Origin of the sequence: Marinococcus halophilus, from assembly GCF_900166605.1 — a bacterium.
GTDB lineage: Bacteria > Bacillota > Bacilli > Bacillales > Marinococcaceae > Marinococcus > Marinococcus halophilus.
This window is the reverse complement of record NZ_FVZD01000005.1, coordinates 285,685-307,712: the sequence shown is the minus strand read 5'-3', so window position 1 is coordinate 307,712 and position 22,028 is coordinate 285,685. Positions and strand designations below refer to the sequence as shown.

At 50.1% G+C, this 22,028-nt stretch carries 27 protein-coding genes; 12 read left to right on the top strand and 15 right to left on the bottom strand.

The features are described from left to right. Positions 1-61: 61 nt before the first annotated feature. On the bottom strand, positions 62-244 hold the full coding sequence (locus B5066_RS03970; RefSeq protein WP_079474660.1) for a hypothetical protein: 183 nt from the start codon (positions 242-244) through the stop codon (positions 62-64). Between the two features lie 183 nt (positions 245-427). Here B5066_RS03970 and B5066_RS03965 point away from each other — a divergent pair, with 183 nt between their 5' ends. Continuing rightward, positions 428-1,390: an L-lactate dehydrogenase gene (locus B5066_RS03965; protein ID WP_079474659.1), complete on the top strand. Its 963-nt coding sequence runs from the start codon at positions 428-430 to the stop codon at positions 1,388-1,390. 164 nt (positions 1,391-1,554) lie between these two features. Beyond that, positions 1,555-2,601, top strand: coding sequence for an SEC-C metal-binding domain-containing protein (locus B5066_RS03960; protein ID WP_079474658.1), 1,047 nt, complete (start codon positions 1,555-1,557; stop codon positions 2,599-2,601). Between the two features lie 48 nt (positions 2,602-2,649). On the opposite strand, the gene B5066_RS03955 is transcribed toward B5066_RS03960, so the two are convergent. Further along, positions 2,650-3,036: a DoxX family protein gene (locus tag B5066_RS03955; RefSeq protein ID WP_079474657.1), complete on the bottom strand. Its 387-nt coding sequence runs from the start codon at positions 3,034-3,036 to the stop codon at positions 2,650-2,652. Between the two features lie 120 nt (positions 3,037-3,156). Then, positions 3,157-3,579 carry a hypothetical protein gene (locus B5066_RS03950; RefSeq protein WP_079474656.1) on the bottom strand — a complete coding sequence of 141 codons (423 nt, stop codon included), beginning with the start codon at positions 3,577-3,579 and terminating at the stop codon, positions 3,157-3,159. A 169-nt stretch (positions 3,580-3,748) separates the two neighbouring features. On the opposite strand from B5066_RS03950, the gene B5066_RS03945 reads away from it, so the two are divergent. Beyond that, a complete protein-coding gene (locus B5066_RS03945) occupies positions 3,749-4,015 on the top strand; it encodes a hypothetical protein (RefSeq protein WP_079474655.1) in 267 nt (88 codons plus the stop codon). A gap of 477 nt (positions 4,016-4,492) precedes the next feature. Here B5066_RS03945 and B5066_RS03935 read toward each other — a convergent pair whose 3' ends face one another. The 3 genes from B5066_RS03935 to B5066_RS03925 all read right to left on the bottom strand — a co-directional run bounded on the left by B5066_RS03935 (position 4,493) and on the right by B5066_RS03925 (position 7,600). Then, a complete protein-coding gene (locus B5066_RS03935; protein ID WP_425320076.1) occupies positions 4,493-6,910 on the bottom strand; it encodes a heavy metal translocating P-type ATPase in 2,418 nt (805 codons plus the stop codon). Between the two features lie 116 nt (positions 6,911-7,026). Beyond that, the gene (gene copZ, locus B5066_RS03930) at positions 7,027-7,239 is read right to left on the bottom strand and encodes a copper chaperone CopZ (protein WP_022793956.1); all 213 of its coding nucleotides are present in this window, start codon (positions 7,237-7,239) and stop codon (positions 7,027-7,029) included. A gap of 58 nt (positions 7,240-7,297) precedes the next feature. Then, the gene (locus B5066_RS03925; protein WP_371862273.1) at positions 7,298-7,600 is read right to left on the bottom strand and encodes a metal-sensitive transcriptional regulator; all 303 of its coding nucleotides are present in this window, start codon (positions 7,598-7,600) and stop codon (positions 7,298-7,300) included. Between the two features lie 182 nt (positions 7,601-7,782). On the opposite strand from B5066_RS03925, the gene B5066_RS03920 reads away from it, so the two are divergent. The 6 genes from B5066_RS03920 to B5066_RS03895 all read left to right on the top strand — a co-directional run bounded on the left by B5066_RS03920 (position 7,783) and on the right by B5066_RS03895 (position 14,363). Further along, positions 7,783-8,793 (top strand): LacI family DNA-binding transcriptional regulator, encoded by a 1,011-nt coding sequence (locus B5066_RS03920; protein WP_079474652.1) that lies wholly within the window; start codon positions 7,783-7,785, stop codon positions 8,791-8,793. A gap of 76 nt (positions 8,794-8,869) precedes the next feature. Further along, a complete protein-coding gene (locus B5066_RS03915) occupies positions 8,870-10,129 on the top strand; it encodes an ABC transporter substrate-binding protein (RefSeq protein ID WP_079474651.1) in 1,260 nt (419 codons plus the stop codon). A 24-nt stretch (positions 10,130-10,153) separates the two neighbouring features. After that, positions 10,154-11,479, top strand: coding sequence for a carbohydrate ABC transporter permease (locus B5066_RS03910; RefSeq protein WP_079474650.1), 1,326 nt, complete (start codon positions 10,154-10,156; stop codon positions 11,477-11,479). A gap of 19 nt (positions 11,480-11,498) precedes the next feature. Beyond that, positions 11,499-12,320, top strand: a complete 822-nt coding sequence (locus tag B5066_RS03905; protein ID WP_079474649.1) for a carbohydrate ABC transporter permease — start codon at positions 11,499-11,501, stop codon at positions 12,318-12,320. Positions 12,321-12,351: 31 nt separating this feature from the next. Next, positions 12,352-13,395, top strand: coding sequence for a Gfo/Idh/MocA family protein (locus tag B5066_RS03900; protein ID WP_079474648.1), 1,044 nt, complete (start codon positions 12,352-12,354; stop codon positions 13,393-13,395). Then, on the top strand, positions 13,395-14,363 hold the full coding sequence (locus B5066_RS03895) for a sugar phosphate isomerase/epimerase family protein (protein ID WP_079474647.1): 969 nt from the start codon (positions 13,395-13,397) through the stop codon (positions 14,361-14,363). The genes B5066_RS03900 and B5066_RS03895 overlap by 1 nt, the downstream gene beginning before the upstream one ends. 46 nt (positions 14,364-14,409) lie before the next feature. Here the strand turns inward: B5066_RS03895 and B5066_RS03890 are convergent, their stop codons facing one another. From B5066_RS03890 to B5066_RS03860, 7 genes are all read right to left on the bottom strand, one after another. Further along, positions 14,410-15,039: a response regulator gene (locus tag B5066_RS03890; RefSeq protein ID WP_079474646.1), complete on the bottom strand. Its 630-nt coding sequence runs from the start codon at positions 15,037-15,039 to the stop codon at positions 14,410-14,412. Further along, the gene (locus tag B5066_RS03885; RefSeq protein ID WP_079474645.1) at positions 15,036-16,070 is read right to left on the bottom strand and encodes a sensor histidine kinase; all 1,035 of its coding nucleotides are present in this window, start codon (positions 16,068-16,070) and stop codon (positions 15,036-15,038) included. The genes B5066_RS03890 and B5066_RS03885 overlap by 4 nt, the downstream gene beginning before the upstream one ends. After that, the gene (gene liaF / locus B5066_RS03880; RefSeq protein ID WP_079474644.1) at positions 16,067-16,789 is read right to left on the bottom strand and encodes a cell wall-active antibiotics response protein LiaF; all 723 of its coding nucleotides are present in this window, start codon (positions 16,787-16,789) and stop codon (positions 16,067-16,069) included. The genes B5066_RS03885 and liaF overlap by 4 nt, the downstream gene beginning before the upstream one ends. Before the next feature lie 66 nt (positions 16,790-16,855). Beyond that, complete coding sequence (locus B5066_RS03875) at positions 16,856-17,494, bottom strand: PspA/IM30 family protein (RefSeq protein ID WP_079474643.1); 639 nt, start codon at positions 17,492-17,494, stop codon at positions 16,856-16,858. A 16-nt stretch (positions 17,495-17,510) separates the two neighbouring features. Next, entirely contained in the window at positions 17,511-17,867 is a 357-nt protein-coding gene (locus B5066_RS03870) for a lmo0954 family membrane protein (RefSeq protein WP_079474642.1), read from the bottom strand. Positions 17,868-17,998: 131 nt separating this feature from the next. Next, positions 17,999-18,625 (bottom strand): hypothetical protein, encoded by a 627-nt coding sequence (locus B5066_RS03865; RefSeq protein ID WP_079474641.1) that lies wholly within the window; start codon positions 18,623-18,625, stop codon positions 17,999-18,001. 49 nt (positions 18,626-18,674) lie between these two features. Continuing rightward, positions 18,675-19,535 carry a GAF domain-containing protein gene (locus B5066_RS03860; protein WP_079474640.1) on the bottom strand — a complete coding sequence of 287 codons (861 nt, stop codon included), beginning with the start codon at positions 19,533-19,535 and terminating at the stop codon, positions 18,675-18,677. Between the two features lie 259 nt (positions 19,536-19,794). Here B5066_RS03860 and B5066_RS03855 point away from each other — a divergent pair, with 259 nt between their 5' ends. Genes B5066_RS03855 through B5066_RS03845 form a run of 3 tightly spaced genes read left to right on the top strand, consistent with a single transcriptional unit; the run spans position 19,795 to position 20,775 of the window. Further along, positions 19,795-20,355, top strand: coding sequence for an RNA polymerase sigma factor (locus B5066_RS03855; RefSeq protein ID WP_079474639.1), 561 nt, complete (start codon positions 19,795-19,797; stop codon positions 20,353-20,355). Positions 20,356-20,366: 11 nt separating this feature from the next. Next, on the top strand, positions 20,367-20,543 hold the full coding sequence (locus B5066_RS03850) for a YvrJ family protein (protein ID WP_079474638.1): 177 nt from the start codon (positions 20,367-20,369) through the stop codon (positions 20,541-20,543). Next, positions 20,536-20,775, top strand: coding sequence for a helix-turn-helix domain-containing protein (locus tag B5066_RS03845; protein ID WP_233133495.1), 240 nt, complete (start codon positions 20,536-20,538; stop codon positions 20,773-20,775). The genes B5066_RS03850 and B5066_RS03845 overlap by 8 nt, the downstream gene beginning before the upstream one ends. A gap of 58 nt (positions 20,776-20,833) precedes the next feature. Here the strand turns inward: B5066_RS03845 and hxlB are convergent, their stop codons facing one another. Together hxlB and hxlA are read right to left on the bottom strand one after the other, a co-directional pair. After that, a complete protein-coding gene (hxlB, locus tag B5066_RS03840; protein WP_079474637.1) occupies positions 20,834-21,394 on the bottom strand; it encodes a 6-phospho-3-hexuloisomerase in 561 nt (186 codons plus the stop codon). Beyond that, positions 21,391-22,017 carry a 3-hexulose-6-phosphate synthase gene (hxlA, locus tag B5066_RS03835; RefSeq protein WP_079474636.1) on the bottom strand — a complete coding sequence of 209 codons (627 nt, stop codon included), beginning with the start codon at positions 22,015-22,017 and terminating at the stop codon, positions 21,391-21,393. Before hxlA ends, hxlB begins: the two co-directional genes overlap by 4 nt. Positions 22,018-22,028: the final 11 nt, after the last annotated feature.

Genomic DNA, 22,028 nt, shown 5'->3' with positions numbered 1-22,028 from the left:
CACACGCTCCTTTTTGTCTAGAATCGTTACGTATACCTTTCCCTAATTATTCCGGAGTTAATTACATATTTATTTTTGAAATAATCCATTGCGCAATTATCATCGTAACAAAGCTGACAAGGAAACCAAAAACTACAAAAGCTAGCACCCACAGCCATCCCCGCTCCAGATTAAGGCCGGCAAGCAGTCCAATAACCGCCCATGTCAATGCTGCCGGGAGGGCGTATTTTAATGTATTTTCCATTGAAACATTCCTCCTCTTTTCTGACTCTTCCCTTTGCAAAACCTAACCAATACTTAATTTCATTATTTGTTCACAATTATATAATCTTCCTGCTTGCATCCTTTTGTGAAATAGTGCACAATACAAGTAGATAAATATTGCTCAGGTATTCACATGATTTAAATTCGAAAGGGGATTTTATACATGAAAAGAAATCACGTCCACCGGGTTGTTGTTGTCGGAGCCGGAGCTGTCGGCAGCGGATATGCATTTTCGTTAATTAATCAGGCTGTCGTTGAGGAGCTCGTGATCATCGATCTGGATGAACGCAAAGCCGAAGGTGACGTGATGGACCTGAACCACGGCAAAGCCTTTGCGCCCCATCCTACCAAAACGTGGGTTGGCACGTATGAAGACTGCCGGGATGCCGATATTGTATGTATTACAGCCGGTGCCAACCAAAAACCCGGCGAGAGCCGTCTCGACCTTGTTGGCAAAAATACAGCAATTTTTAAAAATATTGTCGGACAGGTAATGGGCAGCGGCTTTGACGGGATATTTCTTATCGCTACTAACCCTGTGGATATCCTTACGTATGCCACGCAGCAGTTCAGCGGGCTTTCGAGTGAAAGAGTCATCGGGAGCGGCACCATTCTTGATACTGCCCGCCTGCGGTTTATGCTGAGTGATTACTTCGACACTGCCGCCCAGAATGCTCACGCCTATATCATTGGTGAACACGGGGATACCTCACTTGCCGTCTGGAGCCAGGCTAACGTGGGCGGCCGGAACGTTCTGGATTTAGCAGAGAAGCAGGAAAGGAAAAGCGTAGATGAAGTAAAAAAGATGATTAAAGACGTGCGCGGAGCTGCTTATGAAATCATTGAACGTAAAGGCGCTACGAGTCACGGCATTGCTATGGGCCTTACCCGCATCACAAACGCCATCTTAAAGAACGAAAACAGCGTTCTGACCGTCAGTGCCTATCTCGAGGGACAGTACGGAGAACACAATCTGTGCATTGGCGTTCCGGCTGTAATTAACCGCGAGGGTATACGGGAAGTAATCGAACTACCGCTGGACGAAGAAGAAACGGATAATTTCCGTCACAGCGCAGATACGCTCCGCCGTGTATGGGAAAACGCGAACGGGCAGACAACAAACTAAGCGATCCCTTTATTAAAACAAACTTAAAGCCTGAATAGCCCTTCCGCTGTGGAGGGTTTTTCTCTGTCCGCAGGCCCTTAAAGCGCAGTGATTCCCCATTTTGGGGCAATGTATGTTAGAATTTGAAGGAATAGCAACATACTAGTGAGAAGGAGCTTGAATGTATGAGTATTTCACGAAATGACCCGTGCCCTTGCGGCAGCGGAAAAAAATACAAAAAATGCTGCGGCGATCCCGCCAACCAGCCAGCTTATACGACCGAAGAAGTAACCAACATACAGCTGGATCTTGCCGCCGCTGCCAACAAAGACAGCCGGAGGGATTTCAGCCATTATTACCGCCGCGTCTACCGGCCGAATTATTTTCCTTACGCCTGGCATAAATTTGTCCAAAACCTGGCGCTTGCCGACTTTTTACTGCACGGCAACGAACGCCGGAAATGGATGAATATTCACCAGCAGATCGAGCAAAATAATCAGCATCCCCGGCTCCAGCGGCTTTATTCCAACTGGACCGGACATAACCTGTCATTGTTCCGCCTGAATAAAATGACCGACGACTGGTACGAAGTCACTGACCTGCTGAGCGAAGAAGTTCACCATATTGAACCTTTGTCCTTTTTCCGCGATCTGCAGGAAAACATTGTATTCCTTGCCTTTTTAGTTCCTGTAGAGGATAAGTGGTACCCGATGCTTGGTCTGCTGCCGTTCCATCCCGACTTCGCCGATGATGTCATCAAAAGCGTTACCGGCTCTGTGCCGGACGATGAAGCGGATAAAGCAGGCTGGATTACTCATCATCTGCCGGACGTGCTCCGCACGCTCAAGGATGACCTGCAGGATAAATACCAGGAAGCAGATAGCGCCTCCCCTTCCGCTGAAACAGAGGACGGTGCCGAAACCGAAACAAAAGAAGCCGCTTCGGCATCGACTGGTGCTTTAAACGAGGATCAGCAGAAAGTGATTGAGACGCTTGAAAGCTCTTCCCGGCTGTCCACGGATGCAGCAGCTGCAGCTTCGGATTTGTGGATTCAGTTCTGCGAACAGGAAAATCCAGTGATCCGCAAACCGGAAGCCCAGGCAGCTGCTCTTGAATACGCCGTAGGCGGCGGCACGCAAAAAGAAATAGCGGAACGGTATGGTGTCGCTTCGTCGACAATCCGCACGCAGTGGAAAAAGATGGAGCCTTATACCTCCAACGAGAAAGCGTAAAGAAATAAACGACCAGCGGGGGTGACGTTCCGCTGGTCGTTTACTGTTTTAGAAAACCTTTTTCTTTTTCCGTTTCTTTAAGGCAAGCATCCTGCTTCCGGCAAGCACCAGATGGATAGAAGCAGCCATAAGTATCAGGTCGAGCTCAAAGCCTCCAACCAGCCCCTGCTGCCATTTAACCGTCACGATTGCTCCGAGCATGATTATCGCAAACAGGCCGGCGACCACCCGTGTCAGCACTCCCAGAATAAGTAAAACGCCGCCCACGGCTTCGATGACTGCCACAGTAGGCGCTGTACCATCCGGCATACCCATGCTGCCAAACGAAGCAGCAGAAGCACTCATCCCATTCATTAATTTATCTGCTCCGTGCGCTAAAAATATTATGCCCGTCACCACCCGAAGGATCAGCAGCCCCACTTCCATATTTTTCATGCCTTGGCCCCCTTTCTTTCTCACCAGTATGCCGAATACCTTCGAGTTTGAAAAGCAACGGGAGAAGAAACGTGATTTCTTCCTATGAAAAAAGAGGCCGGGCCGGCCTCTTTTAGTTTACTACAGTTTCTTTTCGAGCCAGATACGTTCATCCGGCAGCTCCTCTTTCACCTGAAATCCTGCTGCCTGAAGCATGTCAATGAATTCCGGGTACTGGTGGGCGAGCTTCGTCTGTACAACCTGGTACCCCTGCTCGCGGGCATGAATAAGCACATTGCCGACGAGACGGCTTCTCCATCCATCATCTTCAAACGCTTCTTCCATGCCGTTCAGCCAGCTGTACCATACGCCCTCGTCTTTTGCGTAGCTGATATCGTAGCCGAGGATTTTCCCTTCCTCTCTGGCTACCTGCACAAGAGACGCTTCCGCCTGCTCAAGGGTCTGGTGCATCGGTTCCATTTTTTCAAAAAGCTGAGCGTGTAAATATAAGATGCCCTGAAGCACTTCGCTTGGAGGCATGCCTTCGTATTTTTCTATCTGCATTGTCGTTGTTCCTTCCTTCCCTCACTAACTTCTACAGCCAGTGTAGCATACGAAAGCACAGTTTATCTTTTCTACCGCCTGTTTCAAGTTCATGTTACCATATAAAGTGATATGAAAAACGCCCGGGCGCGCATACATACCAGAATGTAATTGAGGAGATCGATGAGTTATGGAGTTGACCTTAAACCTGTACTACCTGTTATTTATCGGCCTGGCGTTAAATGCCGTTATTTACGTCATTGCACGCATTAAACAGCACGGCCGGAGGCACCGGTTCGCAGCGGCGAATGTAACCTTTATCGCCTTTTTCTCTGTATTAATTTTAAGCATGGTATTCACCCGCTGGATCGGTCCCGACTTATTCGTCGTAAGCATCGGTATGATTTTTATGTTCGTTATAGCCGCCCTCCTGGATAAAAAAATGGGGGCAGACTAAAAACAGACAGGGCCAGGCGCCACTGTCTGTTTTTTGTATAGATAAGCCTTCTGTCAGATGTGCTAAAGCTCGGCCATCAAACGGATTTATTTTTAAATTTTTGAAGCTCCTGCATTAATAAATTTAGCTCTGCCTGAGCACTGTTAATAGAAGCAGTTAACCGGCCAAGCTCAGTGGTAGCGCTTTGATACAGGCATTTTGTGATTTTATCGATAGAGTCAGAATTGGTAATTTTAGCGTTTACTATAGACGGGGACATACAGTTTGCAGCTATTTTAAACAGCCTCCTTGAGTTACTTTTTCATTAAGAAAATGTTGTGCACGAAACCCAAACCGTTATATTAGACCTAAGATTACCTGCTTATTATAGCTTAAAAAAAAGAAAATTAATAGTCATATAGTAATGAACAGGATTCATAATACTTTCCACCCAGCCCGATTACAAAAGGCAGAGCCGCCTGGCCCTGCCTGTTTGTATTATGAAATTTTCATCCGCTGGAGGCGCAGGGCGTTCAGTACGACGGAAACTGAACTGAACGCCATGGCTGCCCCGGCCACCCAGGGAGCGAGCAGGCCGATAGCGGCAATAGGAATGCCGACAGAATTATACACAAACGCAAAGAATAAATTTTCTTTAATGTTTTTCATCGTTGCTCGGCTCATGAGTACGGCGTCTGCTGCGCTGTTCAGATCCCCGCGCATGAGCGTAATATCGGCTGCCTCCACGGCGATATCCGTGCCTGTGCCTACAGCCATGCCGATATCCGCTGTCGCAAGCGCTGGAGCGTCATTGATGCCGTCCCCGACCATGGCGACGCGCCGCCCTTCACGCTGCAGACGCGTTACTTCGCTGCTTTTCTGCTCAGGAAGCACGCGCGCAATCACGCGGTCGATCCCTACTTCTGCTGCAATGGCGTGGGCAGTCTTCTCATTATCACCAGTGATCATGACGACTTCAAGCCCCGCTGCCTGCATGCGTTCTACTGCCCGCCTGGACGTCTCCTTCACAGTATCAGCGACGGCAATCCAGCCGGCAAAGCGGTCGTTTACTGCTACACCCATAACTGTTTTGCCCTCGGCTTCCATCTTTTCGCTTTCAGATCCTTCGGGAATGCCCTCCACGCGGCGCTCCGCCAGCCAGGCATTTGTTCCAACTGCTACGGTACCGGCGCCTGTGACTGCGAGCACTCCTTTGCCGGGAATTGCTTCAAACGAAGATGCACGCTGCAGCGTAATATTTTTCTGTACTGCCTCCTGGACAATCGCCTGAGCCAGCGCGTGCTCGGAGGACTGCTCCGCTCCGGCGGCGTGCTTTAGCAGCTCCTGCTCTGTCCAGTCCAGTGCCGGTACAATATCAGTCACTGCCGGCTCTCCTTTCGTAATTGTGCCGGTTTTATCAAGAAGAATCGTTTCCACTGCCCCGGTGCTTTCCAAATACTGGCCGCCTTTAAAAAGCACACCGTTTTCAGCAGCTCTGCCGGACCCTGCCATGATGGACGTCGGCGTGGCCAGGCCGAGCGCACACGGGCAGGCAATAACGAGGATAGCAATGGTAGGCAGAAGTGCTGCTTCAAGCGCTCCCGGCTCCACAAAAATGATCCAGGCGAGAAAGGTCAAAAGTGCGATGCCAATCACAATCGGTACAAACACTCCGGACACGCGGTCCGCAAGGCGCTGAATCTCTGCCTTTCCGCCCTGGGCTTCTTCGACGACCCGGACTATTTGCGACAGCGCCGTATCCTTGCCGACCCGGGTGGCGCGCATGCGGATACGTCCATTTCCATTTACCGTTGCACCAATCACCGGATCTCCCTTGTCTTTTTCCACCGGAATGCTTTCACCCGTAAGCATTGATTCATCCACAGACGACCGGCCGTCCATAACTTCCCCGTCAACCGGCACTCTCGCGCCCGGTTTCACATGGACAACGTCGCCCACCTGAACCTCTTCACTTTTTATTTCTGTTACTTCCCCGCCGCGTTCAACCAGTGCGGTTTCCGCCTTTAAGGAAAGCAGCGATTTAATGGCGCGCGAAGTACGTCCTTTCGCTTTCGCTTCGAACCATTTGCCAAGAAGAATAAGTGTAATGATCACAGCTGATGTTTCAAAATACAGGCCCTCAGACGTGTTGCCAGTGAGCACAAAATACAGACTGTAAAAATAAGCAGCCGAGGTTCCCAATGCGACCAGCACATCCATATTGGCACTGCCGCTTCGCAGAGATTTATAGGCGCTCCGGTAAAACGTGGAACCGATGATAAACTGAACCGGCGTTGCAATGCCTAACTGAACCCATGGGTTCATCAGTACTTCCGGAGACCAGAGAAAGGACAAAAATCCAAAATGGGATACCATTGTCCATACAAGCGGCAGGGTCAAAAGCGCAGAAATCAGCAGCTGCCATCCTTTTTTCCGCTGCTCCTTTTCTCTCGGATCTACGGTCTCTTCCCCGGTTCGTTCGGTTAACCCGTACCCTAATTTATCTACTGCCTGTTCCATATCTTCTACAGAAACTTCCCCGTCCAGGTAGTGCACCGTTGCACGCTCCATCGCCAGGTTGACAGAAGCTTCTGACACTCCGGGCAGTTTATTCAGCTTCTTTTCCACCCGGTTGGCACAGGCCGCACAGGTCATTCCGGTAACGTCAAACACCGCTTCGCTGCGGCGGACGCTGTATCCGGTCCGTTCTACTTTTTCTTCCATGTCATGCGGCGATACTTCGTCTGGATCGTATTGCACTGAAAGCTTTTCGGTCGTTAAATTAACAGAGGCTTCCGACACACCCTCCATTTTCCCCACCTGCTTTTCAATCCTTCGGGAGCAGGCTGCGCAGGTCATGCCCTCTATGGATGCGTTCCAATGAGCAAGGTTATTGGCTGTCTGCTTTTCCATCATGGCACCTCACTTTCTTACAAGCTTTCTTCTAATATTATACCCCCGTATAGTATTTTGCAAATAAAAATTGCATAGAAAAGCGGACCGTGCAGCCACGATCCGCTCCTCTTTATTATTTACGCGGATACCACATCGTATCCCTGATCATCTATCGCTTCATCAATATCTTTTCGCGAGGTTACTTCTGGATCATATTCTACATCTACGGCTCCAGTATCAAGATTTACTTTCACATTAGAAACGCCCTGCAGTTCACCAACGCCGCCTTCTACTGCAGAGACACAGTGGCCGCAGCTCATGCCTTCAACCTGGATCGTTTCTTTTTTCATCTCAACCATCCTTTCTGTACCCTCATTGTATAATACACCTATGGGGTATTGTCAAAAATCACTTCATCATCCGTCTCATAACGGCCATCAGCTCTTCAATGGATTCTTCGCCTTCCCCGTCTTTAATTGCATTTGCTACGCAATGCGAGGTGTGGTCTTCCATTAACGCCAGCGACACTTTATTAGTCGCAGACTGAATGGCTGCAATCTGGTTTAAAATATCCACACAGTAACGGTCATTTTCCACCATATCGTGAACGCCGCGCACCTGTCCTTCAATGCGCTTTAATCTATTCAGCATTTGTTGTTTGTTAGGTTGGACGGTCCTTTTGTTGCCTGAAGCATGCTCCATACTGTCCACTCCTTCTTATCGCTTATTTACCGCTAGTTTACTAGGTTGAGCGGCGTTAATCAATTTTAATGATTCATAGAAAAGCCCTGTTTTTTTGTTCTAATTTTGAAAAAACACAAATTAAGGGTTGCGTTAATTGAAAGCGTTTTCTATAATGAAATCATTCTTCCAAAACGTTTCGGAGGCTGATCATGAATACCATAAAAGATATCGCTAAAGCAGCCGGCGTTTCTGTCACTACTGTTTCAAGAGCTCTGAATGGATACAGCGACGTCAATGAACAGACCCGCCAACGTATCCAGGAGATCGCTGAACAGCTCGACTATACGCCAAATCACATCGCCCGCGGCCTCGTTATGAATCGTTCGAAGACGATTGGGCTATTAACCTCCCAATCTTTTCCGTCCAATCCAAAGGATACGTTCACCCTTGATATTCTGGCCGGAGTAAATGAATATGCCAGTGAGCGCGGTTATGACCTTATTCTGTTTCAATCCCGACCTGCCGGCGGTCGCACGTACTATCAAATGTGCCGGGAACGGCAGCTCGAAGGAGTAATCACCCAGAACCTTCCCCACGACCACTCCGCCACTGAAGAGCTTGCAGCTACCGGGCTTCCGGGCGTGTTTATTGATAATCCGGTGGGAAGCGGGTCTGCAAGCTTCGTCACCACCGATAACGCAGACGGTGCCCGCCAGGCGATTGTGCATTTGATTGAACTTGGGCATGAACATATCGCTTTTATCAACGGCCACCACTACGCCTACGTCTCCAAGGAACGACGAAAAGGTTATGAAGAAACGCTCCATGAGTTCGGCCTGCCTTTCCGGGAGGAGTACGTCCGGGAAGCAGCCTTCGAGGAAAAGCTTGCAGAGCAGGAAGCTCTTGAGCTGCTACAGGCTCAGCCGCATATTACGGCCGTCTTTTGCGCAAGTGATTTGATGGCTCATGGTGTCATGCGGGCAGCTCATCAGCTCGGCTACACCCTTCCCCGGGATCTGTCGATTATCGGCTTCGACGACCTCGTGCTGGCGGAGTACTTTTCCCCTCCGCTTACGACTGTCCATCAGGACAGGTACACGCTGGGCCGCAAAGCCTGTGAATTACTTATTGAGAAGATTGAAGGAAAAGAAACGCCTGCCAGCCTGGTAATTCCTGCGTCGCTGACTGTGCGGGAATCCACCGGGCCTCCAGGAAGCTAGTAAGCTTCTCTCTTCTCTTTGCTATCCGAAACGTTTCGGACTTTTTGAAATCGATTTCATATAAGGAGGAATTTGTATGAAAAAAGCTGCAGCCGTTACAGGCGCGTTTATACTGCTCGCCGGATGTTCCAATGCGGATATCTCCCCCACCGCTGAGGACGAAGTAACGATTACGTACGCCCGCGGTGTAGATACGACCAACGCGACGAACGCAACGATTAAGGCATTTGAAGAAGAACATCCAAATATCAATGTGGAGGTTCGAGAGATGCCACCAAGCAGCAGTGAGCAGCATAATCAGTACGTCACGATTTTGAGCAGCGGCAGTGATGAAATTGACGTGTTTGCAGCCGACGTCGTCTGGCCGGCAGAATTTGCGCAGGCCGGCTATGCCCTCCCGCTCGATCGCCTGATCGAAAGAGACAATGTCGATATAGATGCCCATTTCCCCGCGCCTATTGAAGCTACTTCTTATAATGGCAGACAGTATGCCATGCCAGTTTATACAGATGCCGGCCTGCTATTTTACCGGGAGGATATTGTAGATGAGCCTCCGGAAACATGGGAGGAGCTCGAAACCCAGGCTTCCAGTCTTCAGGGCGAAGAAGGCACTTCCTTCGGCTACACCATGCAGGCCTCCCAGTATGAAGGCCTCGTTACGAATGCCATTGAGTTTATAGGAGCCTACGGCGGCCAGATCATTAACGAAAATCAGGAGGTGGTCGTCGATTCCCCTGAAGCTGTGGCAGGAATTCAACAAATGATTGATATCACCCAGTCTGATTTTGTGCCTAATAATATTTTAAATTTCCAGGAAATTGAGACAGAGAATGCTTTCAATACCGGCAACACCGTTTTCGCCAGAAACTGGCCTTATATGCTATCCACATCAACCGACCCGGAAATCTCCAGTATTCCTGACAACGTCAGCTTTACTACCCTTCCGGAAGGAAGCGAGGGAAGTGCCTCCGCGCTGGGCGGATGGACTACCATGATCAACAAAAACTCTGAAGAAGTCGAAGCTTCATGGGAATTTGTGAAGTTTATGTCCAGTAAGCAGGGACAGAAGATTGGCGCTCTCGAAGGCAGCCGGGCTCCTACCATTGAATCTTTGTACGAGGATGAAGAAATCCAGGAGGCAAATGCTTTGTTTGCGGACGAAGCGTTCGTCGAAACGCTGCAAAATGCTGTGCCGCGTCCAGTAACAGCAAATTATCCGGAAGTATCAGATATTATGCAGATTGAACTTTCACGGGCAGCAGCGGGAGAAATTACGGCTGAAGAAGCAGCCGCTAATATGGACCGCAAATTGAGCGCCGTTTTGAATGAAGAATAATACGGATTCAAAGGAGGAACCCGCATGGCTAAAAAACCTGGAGGTAAATTTCAATTAAATGAAAAACAATTAGGCTACGCAATGGTCGCCCCGGCGCTCATTCTGATTCTTCTGGTCGTGATATGGCCGGTGCTGCTTTCAGGCTGGAACAGCCTGTTTGATTACCGGCTGAATGATCCCAGTAAATCAGAACGTATTATGACCGAAAGCTTGAACCTCGAAGAGTATGCCGATAACCGGTACCTTATCGAACAAAACATAAACGAATTAAGCGAAGCCTATCCAGAAGGAGAGGAAACGTTTAACGAAACCTGGGCTGTCGTCCAGGAGCATCACGAGGAGCTCGTAGCTGATGAGGGAATGGCTTCAAGCTATCAGGAAGTCAACAGTATGCTCAATAACTACGAGCCGATTCAGGACGATAACCTGCGCATTCAATCAATCGACGGGTCGTGGGGCAGTGAGTTTGAGGCCGCGATGGGAGAGCAGATTGAAGCCGTGAATTCCGTACAGCAGCAGGCGGAAGGTGACATCGCAGTAGAAATCGGCTACCTGGCCGCCCAGCTCGACAATCTGCAGGGATCGGTGCTGTCTTCGAATTTTGTTGGCCTGCAGAATTATACCGATTACCTGTTTAATGGCAGGACCTGGACCGCTTTAGCGAATACGACATTCTTTACGATTGTTTCCGTTGGTGCCGAACTGATCATCGGCCTGGGCGTTGCCCTGTTAATTAACCGGGCCTTTAAAGGACGCGGAATTGTGCGGGCATCGGTCCTTGTGCCGTGGGCTATTCCAACAGCAGTGGCTGCCATGATGTGGAGCTATTTGTTCGACGGCCAATCCGGGATTGTCGCCCACTACATGGCTGCCATCGGATTGATTTCCGATCCGGGTACGCTTCTAACGACGGCGTCAGGATCCATGTTTTCCATTATTTTCGCAGACGTCTGGAAAACGACGCCTTACATGGCCCTGCTTCTGCTGGCCGGGCTGCAGACTATACCAAATACCCAGTATGAAGCGGCTGAAGTTGACGGAGCAGGAAGTATACAGAAATTTTTCTTTGTGACTCTGCCGCTGTTAAAATCAGCGATTCTCGTTGCACTGCTGTTCCGTACCCTTGATGCCTTCCGCGTGTTTGACCTGATTTACGTACTGACCGGCGGCGGGCCTGCAAACGCTACGGAATCGATTTCTGTTTTTGCCTATAAAATCCTGTTTGAACAGCAAAACTTCGGTGCCGGCTCTGCGCTTTCCGTCATTGTGTTTGTCTGCGTAGCCATCATCAGCTTTATTTTCGTTAAGCTGCTCGGCTCGGACCTGTTTCCGGAAAAGGTGAAAAAATAAGTGGAAGGAGTGACTGCACATGTTTAAAAAACAAGCCGGCATCCGATTTTACATCTTCCTGGTTATCTTCGTGTTTCTCGTCATGTTTCCGTTCATCTGGGTGTTTTTAACTTCCCTGAAGCCTCAGGATGAGCTGACATCGTTCGCCTGGTTCACGACCAATGCCACACTCGACTCCTATGCGTCGGCGATTACGACACGGCCGCTGTTCCGCTACATGCTCAACAGCTTCGTCGTTTCCGGCCTGACTACGATTTTATCGCTCTTGATTGCTTCTTTCACGGCCTATGCGGTGACGAGGCTCCCCATCCGCGGCAAGACTTTAATTTTAGGCCTGGTACTGGCTTCATCAATGTTTCCGCCGATTGCGATTTTGTCCCCGATCTTTAACTTTGTGACCGACACGGGACTTCGCAACAGCTACATCGGTCTCGTGATCCCGTACATTACCATCAGCCTGCCGCTAGCCATCTGGATTCTGGCTACCTTCTTTCAAAAAATCCCGTGGGAGCTCGAAGAATCGGCCAAGCTGGACGGCGCTACGCCGTTCCAGACATACCGCCAGATCATCCTGCCGCTCGCTACACCGGGCATTTTTACAACAGCGATTCTCGTTTTTATCGCAGCCTGGAACGAATACCTTTTCGCCCTGGCGATTAACACCGCCGATGCCTGGCGGACGATTCCAGTCGGAATCTCTTTTTACCAGAGTGAATACACAGTACCGTGGGGAGACATTTCCGCCGCTACCGTTATCGTTACCATCCCGATTGTCATTCTCGTTTTGATTTTCCAGCGCCGGATTGTTTCCGGGCTAACGAGCGGGTCAGTAAAAGAATAGTCAACCATATACAAAAAGGAGTGGGACTCATATGAAAACAGTAAACATTGGCGTCATTGGATGCGGGAGCATCGCAAGAAACCGCCACATTCCCGAATACGAAGCAAATCCACATACTATTATCCGGGCGGTCTGCGACCTCGTAAAGGAACGCGCCGAGGAAACGGCCGCTCCTCTCGGGGCTGCGGCCTACACGGATTACCTTGAACTGTTAAAGGATGACTCAATCGATGCCGTCAGCGTCTGCACGTCCAACCATATGCACGCCCGGATCAGCATCGACGCCCTCGCTGCCGGCAAGCACGTGCTCTGCGAAAAACCAATGGCAACAAGCGAACAGGAAGCCGAAGAAATGATAGAGGCTGAAAAACGCAGCGGCAAAAAATTAATGATTGCCCACAACCAGCGCTTCGTTCCTTCCCATGTGAAAGCAAGAGAGCTGATTGCAAACGGCGATCTTGGCAGGATCTTCAGCTTCCGGACGACATTTGGCCACGGAGGGCCGGAAGGGTGGAGCATTGACGGCAAGGACAGCTGGTTTTTCCGCAAGGAAGAAGCCTTTATCGGCGCCATGGGCGACCTTGGCGTACACAAATCCGACCTGATCCAGTTTTTGCTCGATGAGCCGGTAACCCAGGTGGCGGCTTTCGTGGAAAACAACGCGAAGGAAAATATTACGGTGGATGATAACGCTATCTGCCTGCTCAAAACAGCAGGAGGCTTAATTGGCACTCTCACGGCAAGCTGGGCGTATGTACCCGAGGAAGATAACTCCACGATCATTTACGGGGAGAAAGGCACGCTCCGGCTTGAGGATGACCCGGTCCATTCGCTGACTGCCCACTATACAAACGGCCACACGGTCCGCTACGAGCTGGGCGGCATTCAAACAAACGATGCCGGCGGCCAGGAGAGCTCCGGGGTGATTGACGCTTTTACCGAGAGCATTGTTTTAAATACAGAAGCTCCAGTATCCGGAAATGATGGAAAGCGGGCTCTTGCTGTCATTCTGGCAGCCCTTGCCTCCAGCGAACGCGGCCAGTTTATTACTATCGGAAAAGAAGGTGTTGAATAATGAAAATTGGCGTTTTTACCGTCCTTTATGCTGATTTGGCTTTTACAGACATGCTCGACAAAGTGAAGCGTGCCGGAGTGCAGGCGGTAGAGCTTGGTACCGGCGGCAACCCCGGCAGCGCCCACGCAGATGTGGACAAGCTTTTAAACAGTGAAGACGCTCGCAAGCAGTTTCAGGAAGCGCTCGATGCCCGGGAGTTAACCGTCAGCGCGCTCAGCTGCCATGCCAACCCAATTTCCCCAGATCCAGCGGAAGCCAGGGATGCGGACGAAACGTTCAAAAAAACCGTGCAGCTTGCCAGTCTCCTGGACATCCCGGTTGTCAATACGTTCTCGGGAGTTGCCGGCAGCGACGAAAGCGCCAGGCATCCAAACTGGCCGGTCGCCCCGTGGCCGAGTGCATACTCAGATATTTACAGCTGGCAGTGGGAGCAAAAGCTCATTCCATATTGGAAGGAAGTCGGCAGCTATGCTAAAGAGCACGGCATCAAGGTTGGCATCGAGCCGCACGGCGGGTTTTTGGTCCATACGCCGTACACGGTTTTAAAGCTGCGGGAGGCAACTAATGAAGCCGTAGGCGCCAACCTTGATCCGAGCCACATGTGGTGGCAGGGAATTGATCCGGTGGCCGCGATTAAAATCCTTGGGAAAGAAGGAGCAATCCACCACTTTCACGCCAAGGATACGTACATTGACCAGGATAACGTCAACATGTACGGCCTCACCGACATGCAGCCATACAGCAGCGTTCAGACCCGGGCCTGGAGCTTCCGTTCGGTCGGCTTCGGCCACGGCATGAAGGAATGGAGCGACATGATCAGTGCCCTTCGGACATTCGGCTATGACCATGTAGTCAGCATCGAGCACGAAGACCCAATCATGTCTCTTGATGAAGGCTTCGAGCGGGCCGTGCAAAACCTAAACTCAGTCAACATTTCCGAGCGCCCGGTCGACATGTGGTGGGCATAGCTCTCCGTATTAAAAAAGCTGCTTCCCTTATTCAGGGGGCAGCTTTTTAAAATAGATGATGCTTATACGCATAAACGACTGCCTGGGTCCGGTCCTGGACCTGCAGCTTATGGAGGACGCTGCTTACATGTACTTTCGCCGTTTTCAAAGCGATAAACAGCTCTTCCGCAATTTCGGTGTTGGTTTTTCCTTCCGCAAGCAGCCGCAGCACCTCAAACTCGCGCGCGGTCAGTTCCTCATGCAGCTCCCTCCGGTCCCGCCGTTTCATATTCACCATCAGCTTCCCGGCCACTTCGGGTTCCAGGATCGACTGCCCCTCGTGCGTTTTCCGGATGGCCGCTGCGATTTCTCCGGCCCGGGAGGTCTTTAAAATATAACTTACCGCTCCTGCCTCAAGTGCCGGATACACCTTTTCATCATCGATAAAGCTCGTGACAATAATAATTTTAGCTTCCGGCCACGCCTCCATAATGTTTTCCGTCGCTTCAATTCCATTCATATCGTCCATCACAAGATCCATCAGAATGATGTCCGGCCTGAGCTCGAGAGCTAATTTAACCGCTTCCCGGCCGCTTGAAGCTTCCGCAGCCACCTCCATATCCGGCTGTGTCGACAAATATGACGTTACGCCAATCCGTACCATTTCATGATCATCTGCAAACAGGACGGTAATCAATTTTCTCCCCCCTTGGACAGCCAGGGTACTTTGACATCGATGCGGCTGCCTTCTCCCGGCAGGCTCACCAAATGAAAATGCCCGCCGATTTCCTCCGCCCGTTCCTTCATCGTGCTTAACCCGTAGCTGTCCGGTTTTTCTTCCTCTATATAAAATCCAACCCCGTTATCCTGGACGCGCAGGATAATAAATTCTTCGCGCTGCAGCAGTGACACCTTCAGCTCGGTTGCCTTTGCGTGGCGCAGCGTGTTGGAGATAGATTCCTGGCTGATCCGGAATAGCTGATCCTCTACTCCCTTTTCAATAGGAAAAGGCTCGATCACGTGTTTAATCTGCAGAGGCACTTTTGTCGTCAGGTCATTCAGCAGCTCGGTGATCCCTTCCTGAAGGGTTTGTTTATTCAACGCAGCCGGCCGAAGATGAAGCAGCAGGGCCCGCATTTCAAGCTGGGATTGATTGATCATCCGCTCAATGGTCTGCCATTCCCGTGACGCTTCCCTGGCACCGGATTTTTCATTCACCGCAGATATCATCATAGAAGCTGCAAACAGCTGCTGGCTGACCGAGTCGTGGAGTTCGCGGGCAATCCGGTTTCGTTCCTGCGAAATCACTTCCTGCAGGCTTTTCTCCCGGTCTTCGGCCCGTTCCGTAGCTAGCTTCTGCCCTCGCTCCGCCTGCCCCTGCAGCTGGCGCTCCACCATTTCAATCTCCGTGCGCAGCTCTTCTACTTCCCGGTACATATCCGCCGGCCAGATTGTTTTAGAGCTTCCCCTGCCCAACCGCTCCAGCACAGCCTGCATCTGCTGCCAGCGGGCACTCCAGGCCCGCTGCACCAATAAGCCAAGGGCGGTGCCAAGAAGAACAATCAGGACAACAAGCAAAAACACATATGGCAGACCGCTCGCTGTCTGTCCTGTGAGCACATCCCACATATCAAAAGGAAGCAGCAACAGCAGCGGAACGACAGCGGCACTGCTGATGAGAAAGGCTGCTCCAATCCCCCATCCCGCTGCTTTCATAAAGCTGTTCATCGCCGCTCCACCTCCAGATCCCCACTGAGCAGCGAGGTGAAAATGTAAAGCGTGGGAACATCTTTATCTGCCGCTGGAACACGTAAGGTAACCGTCTGGTTCCAGCGCTTTGCTTCTTCTTTCCCAAACAGGCGCACGCGCCCGTACAGCGTGCTGTGACGAATGACCACGTGCACTTCGTACGGTACGTAGACAGTCACTGAGCCCAAACCGTGGCGGATAATAATCACCGCTTGCTGCGGCAGCACCGTATTGGTCACATCAACCATTTTATCGCCAACGCCGCCGATTACGTTAATGTCCTTCCAGTGAAATGGCTTCCGTCCGACCTTCTCCCGTCCCCACAGGCGGTTGCCAAGCAGTTCGTCCCGTTCGTAATTCTCAATTCTGCCGCTCAGCTCCTCCACCTCTGCCTGTTCTTCGACGGGCTCCCGGCCCGAGCGGCGCATCTGCAGAAGCAGCAGTACAAAAAAGGCAATCACCCAGAACTGGACGGCCCAGAGAGTGACCGCTGTAAGGCCCAGGCCGATCCATCCGGTCCACCAGAAAATGGTGGCGAGCGTCCGCCTTTTCGTCCGCTTTCCGATAAAAATAAATAGGGTGAAGAAAAAGAGTACGGGCAGCAGGCCCGCTCCGTCCGAAAAAAATTCCAGTATGAACAGGAGGATTCCCGTAAAAAACACGAATTGGATCATTTTCGTTGATATGTGGGAAAACATAGGAACCCTCCTTTGTTGTTTTATGTAGGTTAAAATAGAGACGCCGCTGTCAGCGTCTCTATTTTATCACGCTTTTTCCTGTCCCGCCTCTGTCTTCCGCTTTTCCAGACGCGCTACCTGTTCGTCGAAGGTGGAATGCTCGTACTGCTTCTCATGATACTGCTCCATGCTTTCTATATGATGCTCCACTTCCCTGAAACGGGCTTCGGGCTCGCATCCGTCCTTCTGATACAGCTTGGAAATATTGTAGTTTGCCCGGGCTATATTTTCCCGCCCCATCCACTCCATACGTTTCAAACGCATATCCTTCAGCTTGTAGACCATTTCCTCGTGCCGCTCTTCTATTGTCTGCAGCTGTTCTTCAGCTTCCTTTTTCATCGCAGCAAGCTTTTGTGCCCGGTCGCCGTATTGTTCAATCTCTCTTAAGGCAACCTCATACAGTTCGTTTTCCTCGTAATGCTTCACTACCGCAGCCTGCTGCTTGCGTTTATCGAGCATGCTTTCTGCTTCGTCCAGTTCGTACTGAAATTCTTCGGCCAGCCGGCGCTGGCGCTCTGTGAGCCTGTGCACCTTTTCCGTTTCACGCTCTGCTTCCCTAATATAGCGGTTCAGTGAAGTGATCGGATTGTCTGGCTCCTTTTTCATATTCCACCGCTCCCATTCGTGTTCGACATCCTGCTTGAACTGCTGCCAAATGCCTGCCATCATGCATTCCTCCTTTTTATCTGCGCTTTAGTTTTTTCCATTCTTCTTCAAAGCCTGTGAACGGATCTTTTGTTCTGGCGCGGCGGTCGATGTCTACCTCGTCCCCATTCCATTTTTTCACGCTCCAGTACATTGCATAGAGGCCGAGAAGTGCAACCACTGCATAGATGTTAGTGAGCGCAAGCGATATCGCGGCAATACCTGTAATTACCCAGAAAACCCGTGCCGCAGTGGTCGTGCTTTCCTGAAACTGGCGGTAGACGATATAGGCCAGCGCCACTCCGGCTGCGAGTAAGAGCAGCGACCCTAGGTTAGATAAAACTACGATGGCTGCGACGGTAATCACTGCTGCTAGTCCGATTTTTTTCCACATGGTGTTTCCCCCTTCCTGTACCTCTATCTTACGCCGGTTACCCAGCGGCCGGGAGCAGCCCGGGGTCTATCTTTCCTACGCCTCCAGGCGTATTTATCATGAAAAAACACCCTTTCCGAAGAAATGGGTGTTTACATCTGGATTTGCTGCCCTGCTTTTTCAAGAGCTTCGATGGTCTGTTTTTTAAATGCATCGCCGACCGGACAGCCGGACGGGCTCAAGTATTTCAACTGGTTTTTTTCCGGCACATAAAAATACCCTAGAGCTTCCAAGTCTTTGTAAAGTCCGGCGGGAAGAACGCTGGAGCCTGTTTGCCGGATAAAGTGGTCCGTGACCGAAACGGTGACTTCTGTATCTGTGGATCCAGTGTTCAGCACAAACAAATCATACTCGTCCTGCTTGACCCACTTCCCTTTAGAAAAAAGGGAAAACAGGGAGGCCTCGAGAGCCGAAATGCCGCTGAGATTCACCCGGTACACGTCGTTAATTACCTCTCGCACCATCTCTCCGGAGAACCCGGCGGGCAAGCGGGCAAAAGCGTATGCTAGCAGCTCTTCTTTACCTGCCTTTCCCCCCTCATCTCCGGCCCATTCCTTGAAAAGAGGGTGCGTTCTCTGCGCGCCGGGAGCTTTTGGGTCGGCTGCTATACTTCGCAGCGAAATGCCAAAAATGTCAAAAACAATGTGTTCCACCGAGGATACGGTGACTCTTTTTTCACTTTTTATTCTTTCATCCATTTGTTCCGCTTTTGTAAGCATACCAGGCTCCCTTTTCCAACTTGATATGTAATTCATCCACCGCTTTCTGTTATTCGTCCCTTACCAGTCGGAAGCCAATCGATTTGAGCGCTGTCTCCAGGCTTTTTTCAATTATAATATTTTCTCCAAGTATATCCTTGCGGACGTCCTGTACCGCCATATCCGGTCGGACGCCGGTTAAAATAGGGTCAATGCCCATTAGCTTCAATGCCTGAATAACCTGGGAAAGATACATTGTAAATGTTTCGTTAAAGGCTGAGACACCCGAGACATCGATCATAAAATAATCGTATTTTCCACCGTACACTTCCTGCAGTACTGTCTCCATTAAACGGTTCGATCTGTTTTCATCCATCGCCCCGACAAGCGGGAGCACCGCAATGCCTTCGCCTATCGGTACAATCGGGTACCCGAGCACATCTATCTTTTCATTCATTTGGTCTACACGGATCAAATAGCTAAGTAAATTACCGAACGTCTGCATCAACGAAATTTCTTCTTTCTTAAATTCACGGGGCTCGCGGTTTAATACGCAGAGCGTGCCAAACGGGCCGCCTTCCTGGTTCTTGATGTATACGCCCAAAAAGGTATGAACATTAAAATTTTTCGGCATCAAAAGCTCTTTCGTTTCTTCATCATTCACTGCGTCGGAAAAATGAAAGTATTCCTGTTTGTCATTTCTCAACACATACTGGCAAAACGAGGCTTCATGCTCTACTTTCATCCCCGGGGACACAAGCTCCTCCCCGCGGTTATTGTAAGCACTCAACACGTCCATATAAGCAGCTTCTCTTTTTGCAATATAAACGGAGTCCACGTGAAGGGACTCAGCGATCACGCTCATGATTTCTTCAGCCATCTCTTCAATGGAGAAAGTGTATCTGCTTGACGGCCCTGATGTTAAATTCACTTTTTCCCCTCCTGTTACACAAAGCTAATATTTACTTGTTCCCTTTTCTGTTTTTGAATAATCTTTTTGTAAACACATTATGCCACCAATGAGTCTTTTTTAACAGGACTTAACCTGTAAATAATTTAAATTTCAGTATTTTCTTGTTTAAATGAAAAGCTTTCGTATAAAATATAAGAACAAACGTTCGTATAAATGGTTTACTTTTTATCTTCGAGATGTCTTTTACAAACAACAGGGGCAAGGAGAGGAGGCATCTATGACACATTCATCATACGCTGATTCAAAAAAAGAAACTTGGGAAACCTTCAGAAAGAAAAATCATTCATTTCTGCGCACCAGGCTTATTCGGGAATTCCTGGAGGATTCTGTGCATCAGCAATTATTAAAGCAGGCTTTGAACGAGGAGGCTGCCTGGGCTTACAAAGCCGTCGATTTGTCTTTTAAACGGTATTACCAGGATGTAATCTGGCGGGCCTATATGTTAAAAACCCTGCACTGGCAGGCAGTCCGCTACGATCGCTATCATCGCCGCCGCCAGCAGCGTACGCCTTTATCCGACCAGGAGGAGATGTTTGAAGAAGCCGGGCCTTTTTCCAGCCGGATCGAAGAACAGAGCCTGGAGGAAGAGCTGCACCATTATTCCATCTGGCTCGGCTTTCGTTCGCTGACGCCGTACCAGCAGTGGATTTTCTCTAAAAAATACAGCTCCGGGTGGAAGGACACAGACATTGCCAATCACCTTCAAGTCAGCCGCCAGGCAGTGTCAAACGCCCACCGGAAAGGCCTGAAGACACTTCGTCTTTATGCCGGGAAATAGGGGGGACGGTAATGCATATTATTGATTCCAGTGCTGTCGTCGAACTGCTTGCTAATGTCGGCTTTCCTATCGTGGTCACGTTCTACCTGCTTTTACGAATTGAGCAACGCATTGAGCACCTGCGGCGGGAAGTAACACGTTTGGCATGCTCTTCACCAAAAAAGGAGGACCCAATGCATGATGACTAACAACCGCACAACAAAAGCCCAGCGCATGAGTGAAGAAGCACTTTACGAAGAGCTTCAAAAATTTGAGCCTTTCATTCAGCAGGCACTGCGCCAGACTTCCTACCAGGAACGCGAGGATCTTCAACAGGAGCTCCGCCTAAAATGCATTGAAAAAATACTCACGTATGAACCACCTGAAGTCCCGGGGTTCTGGGAATACAAACGCCGCTATGAGCAGCAGAGTGACGAATAGACCTTCTTCATAAAAATAACCGGCCCGGCTTCTGGCCGGACCGGTTGTTACATATGTGTTACTCCATGTTGGAATGGCGCCTCGCCATCTTTTCATAGTCAGCGTTCCCGCCTGCATGGACAGCAGCAATAATCAGGCCGTCCAGTATTAAATGCAGGCTCTGGTCAAATTGATTTCCCAGCGGCTGAATCGTTCCCGGCTCGTGCTCCAGCCGTTTTTTTGTTGCTGCCGGTACTTCAATAAAAGCACTACTAATCTTTCCCAGGGATGATTCGCGGTTGGTCGAGCAGACGAGAAGCTCTGCCCCGCTTTTTTTTGCCTGCTCCGCCGTGTGGACGAGAATCGAAGTATTTCCCGAACCGGATAATACTACAAGTAAATCCCCCTCTCCCACGGAAGGAGTAATGGTTTCCCCCACGACAAACACGTTATAGCCGCTATGCATGAGACGCATCGCAAACATTTTCCCAACGAGACCCGAGCGCCCCTCGCCGGCTACAAAAATTGCCGGGGCGCGGTTCAGCCGTAAAGCAGCCTCTTCGACTTCTTCAGCATGTACGTTTCCCATAACCTCCGTTATTTCCCGGGAAATTGTATTTAATACTTGTTCTGTATTCATAGCCGGTCTGCCTCCAATCGTATTTGTTCGGCTGTCTGCCGGGGGTTTTCGCTTTTCGTGATGGCGCCTCCGATAATAATGACGTCCGGACGCGCGTCTTTAATTTTATAAAGAGTTTCCGCCTGCAGCCCCCCGGCCGCCGACACCTCCCAGTGCGGAAATGCCTGCAGCAGCCTATAATAGTCGTTGTCACCGGCATTTTCCCGCTGCATATCTTTACCTATGTGCAGGGAAGCGCTGCGGACACCAAACTTGTCGAGTTCATCGAGACGCTGTTTGTCCTGCACATTCAGCAAATCCACAAAAGCTTTTTTCCCGTATTCTCCAGCAGTTTCAAGCACAGCCTGAATCGAAGCATCCGGAGCAAAAGCCATTACTGTTGTGACGTCTGCGCCTGCTTCGAAGGCCTGGATTGTTTCTGCCCTTGCTGCGTCACACGTTTTCATATCTGCCACCAGCAATTGATCCGGGTATTCCTTTTTCATCTGCCGGACAATGTCCATACCGTATTCTTTAATAACCCCAGTGCCTATTTCAATCCAATCAATGTATGCTTCAGTTTGATGAACGATCTTAAAACAATCGTTCCATGGCAACCGGTCCAACGCCAGCTGAATTTTCATTAGCTCCTCCT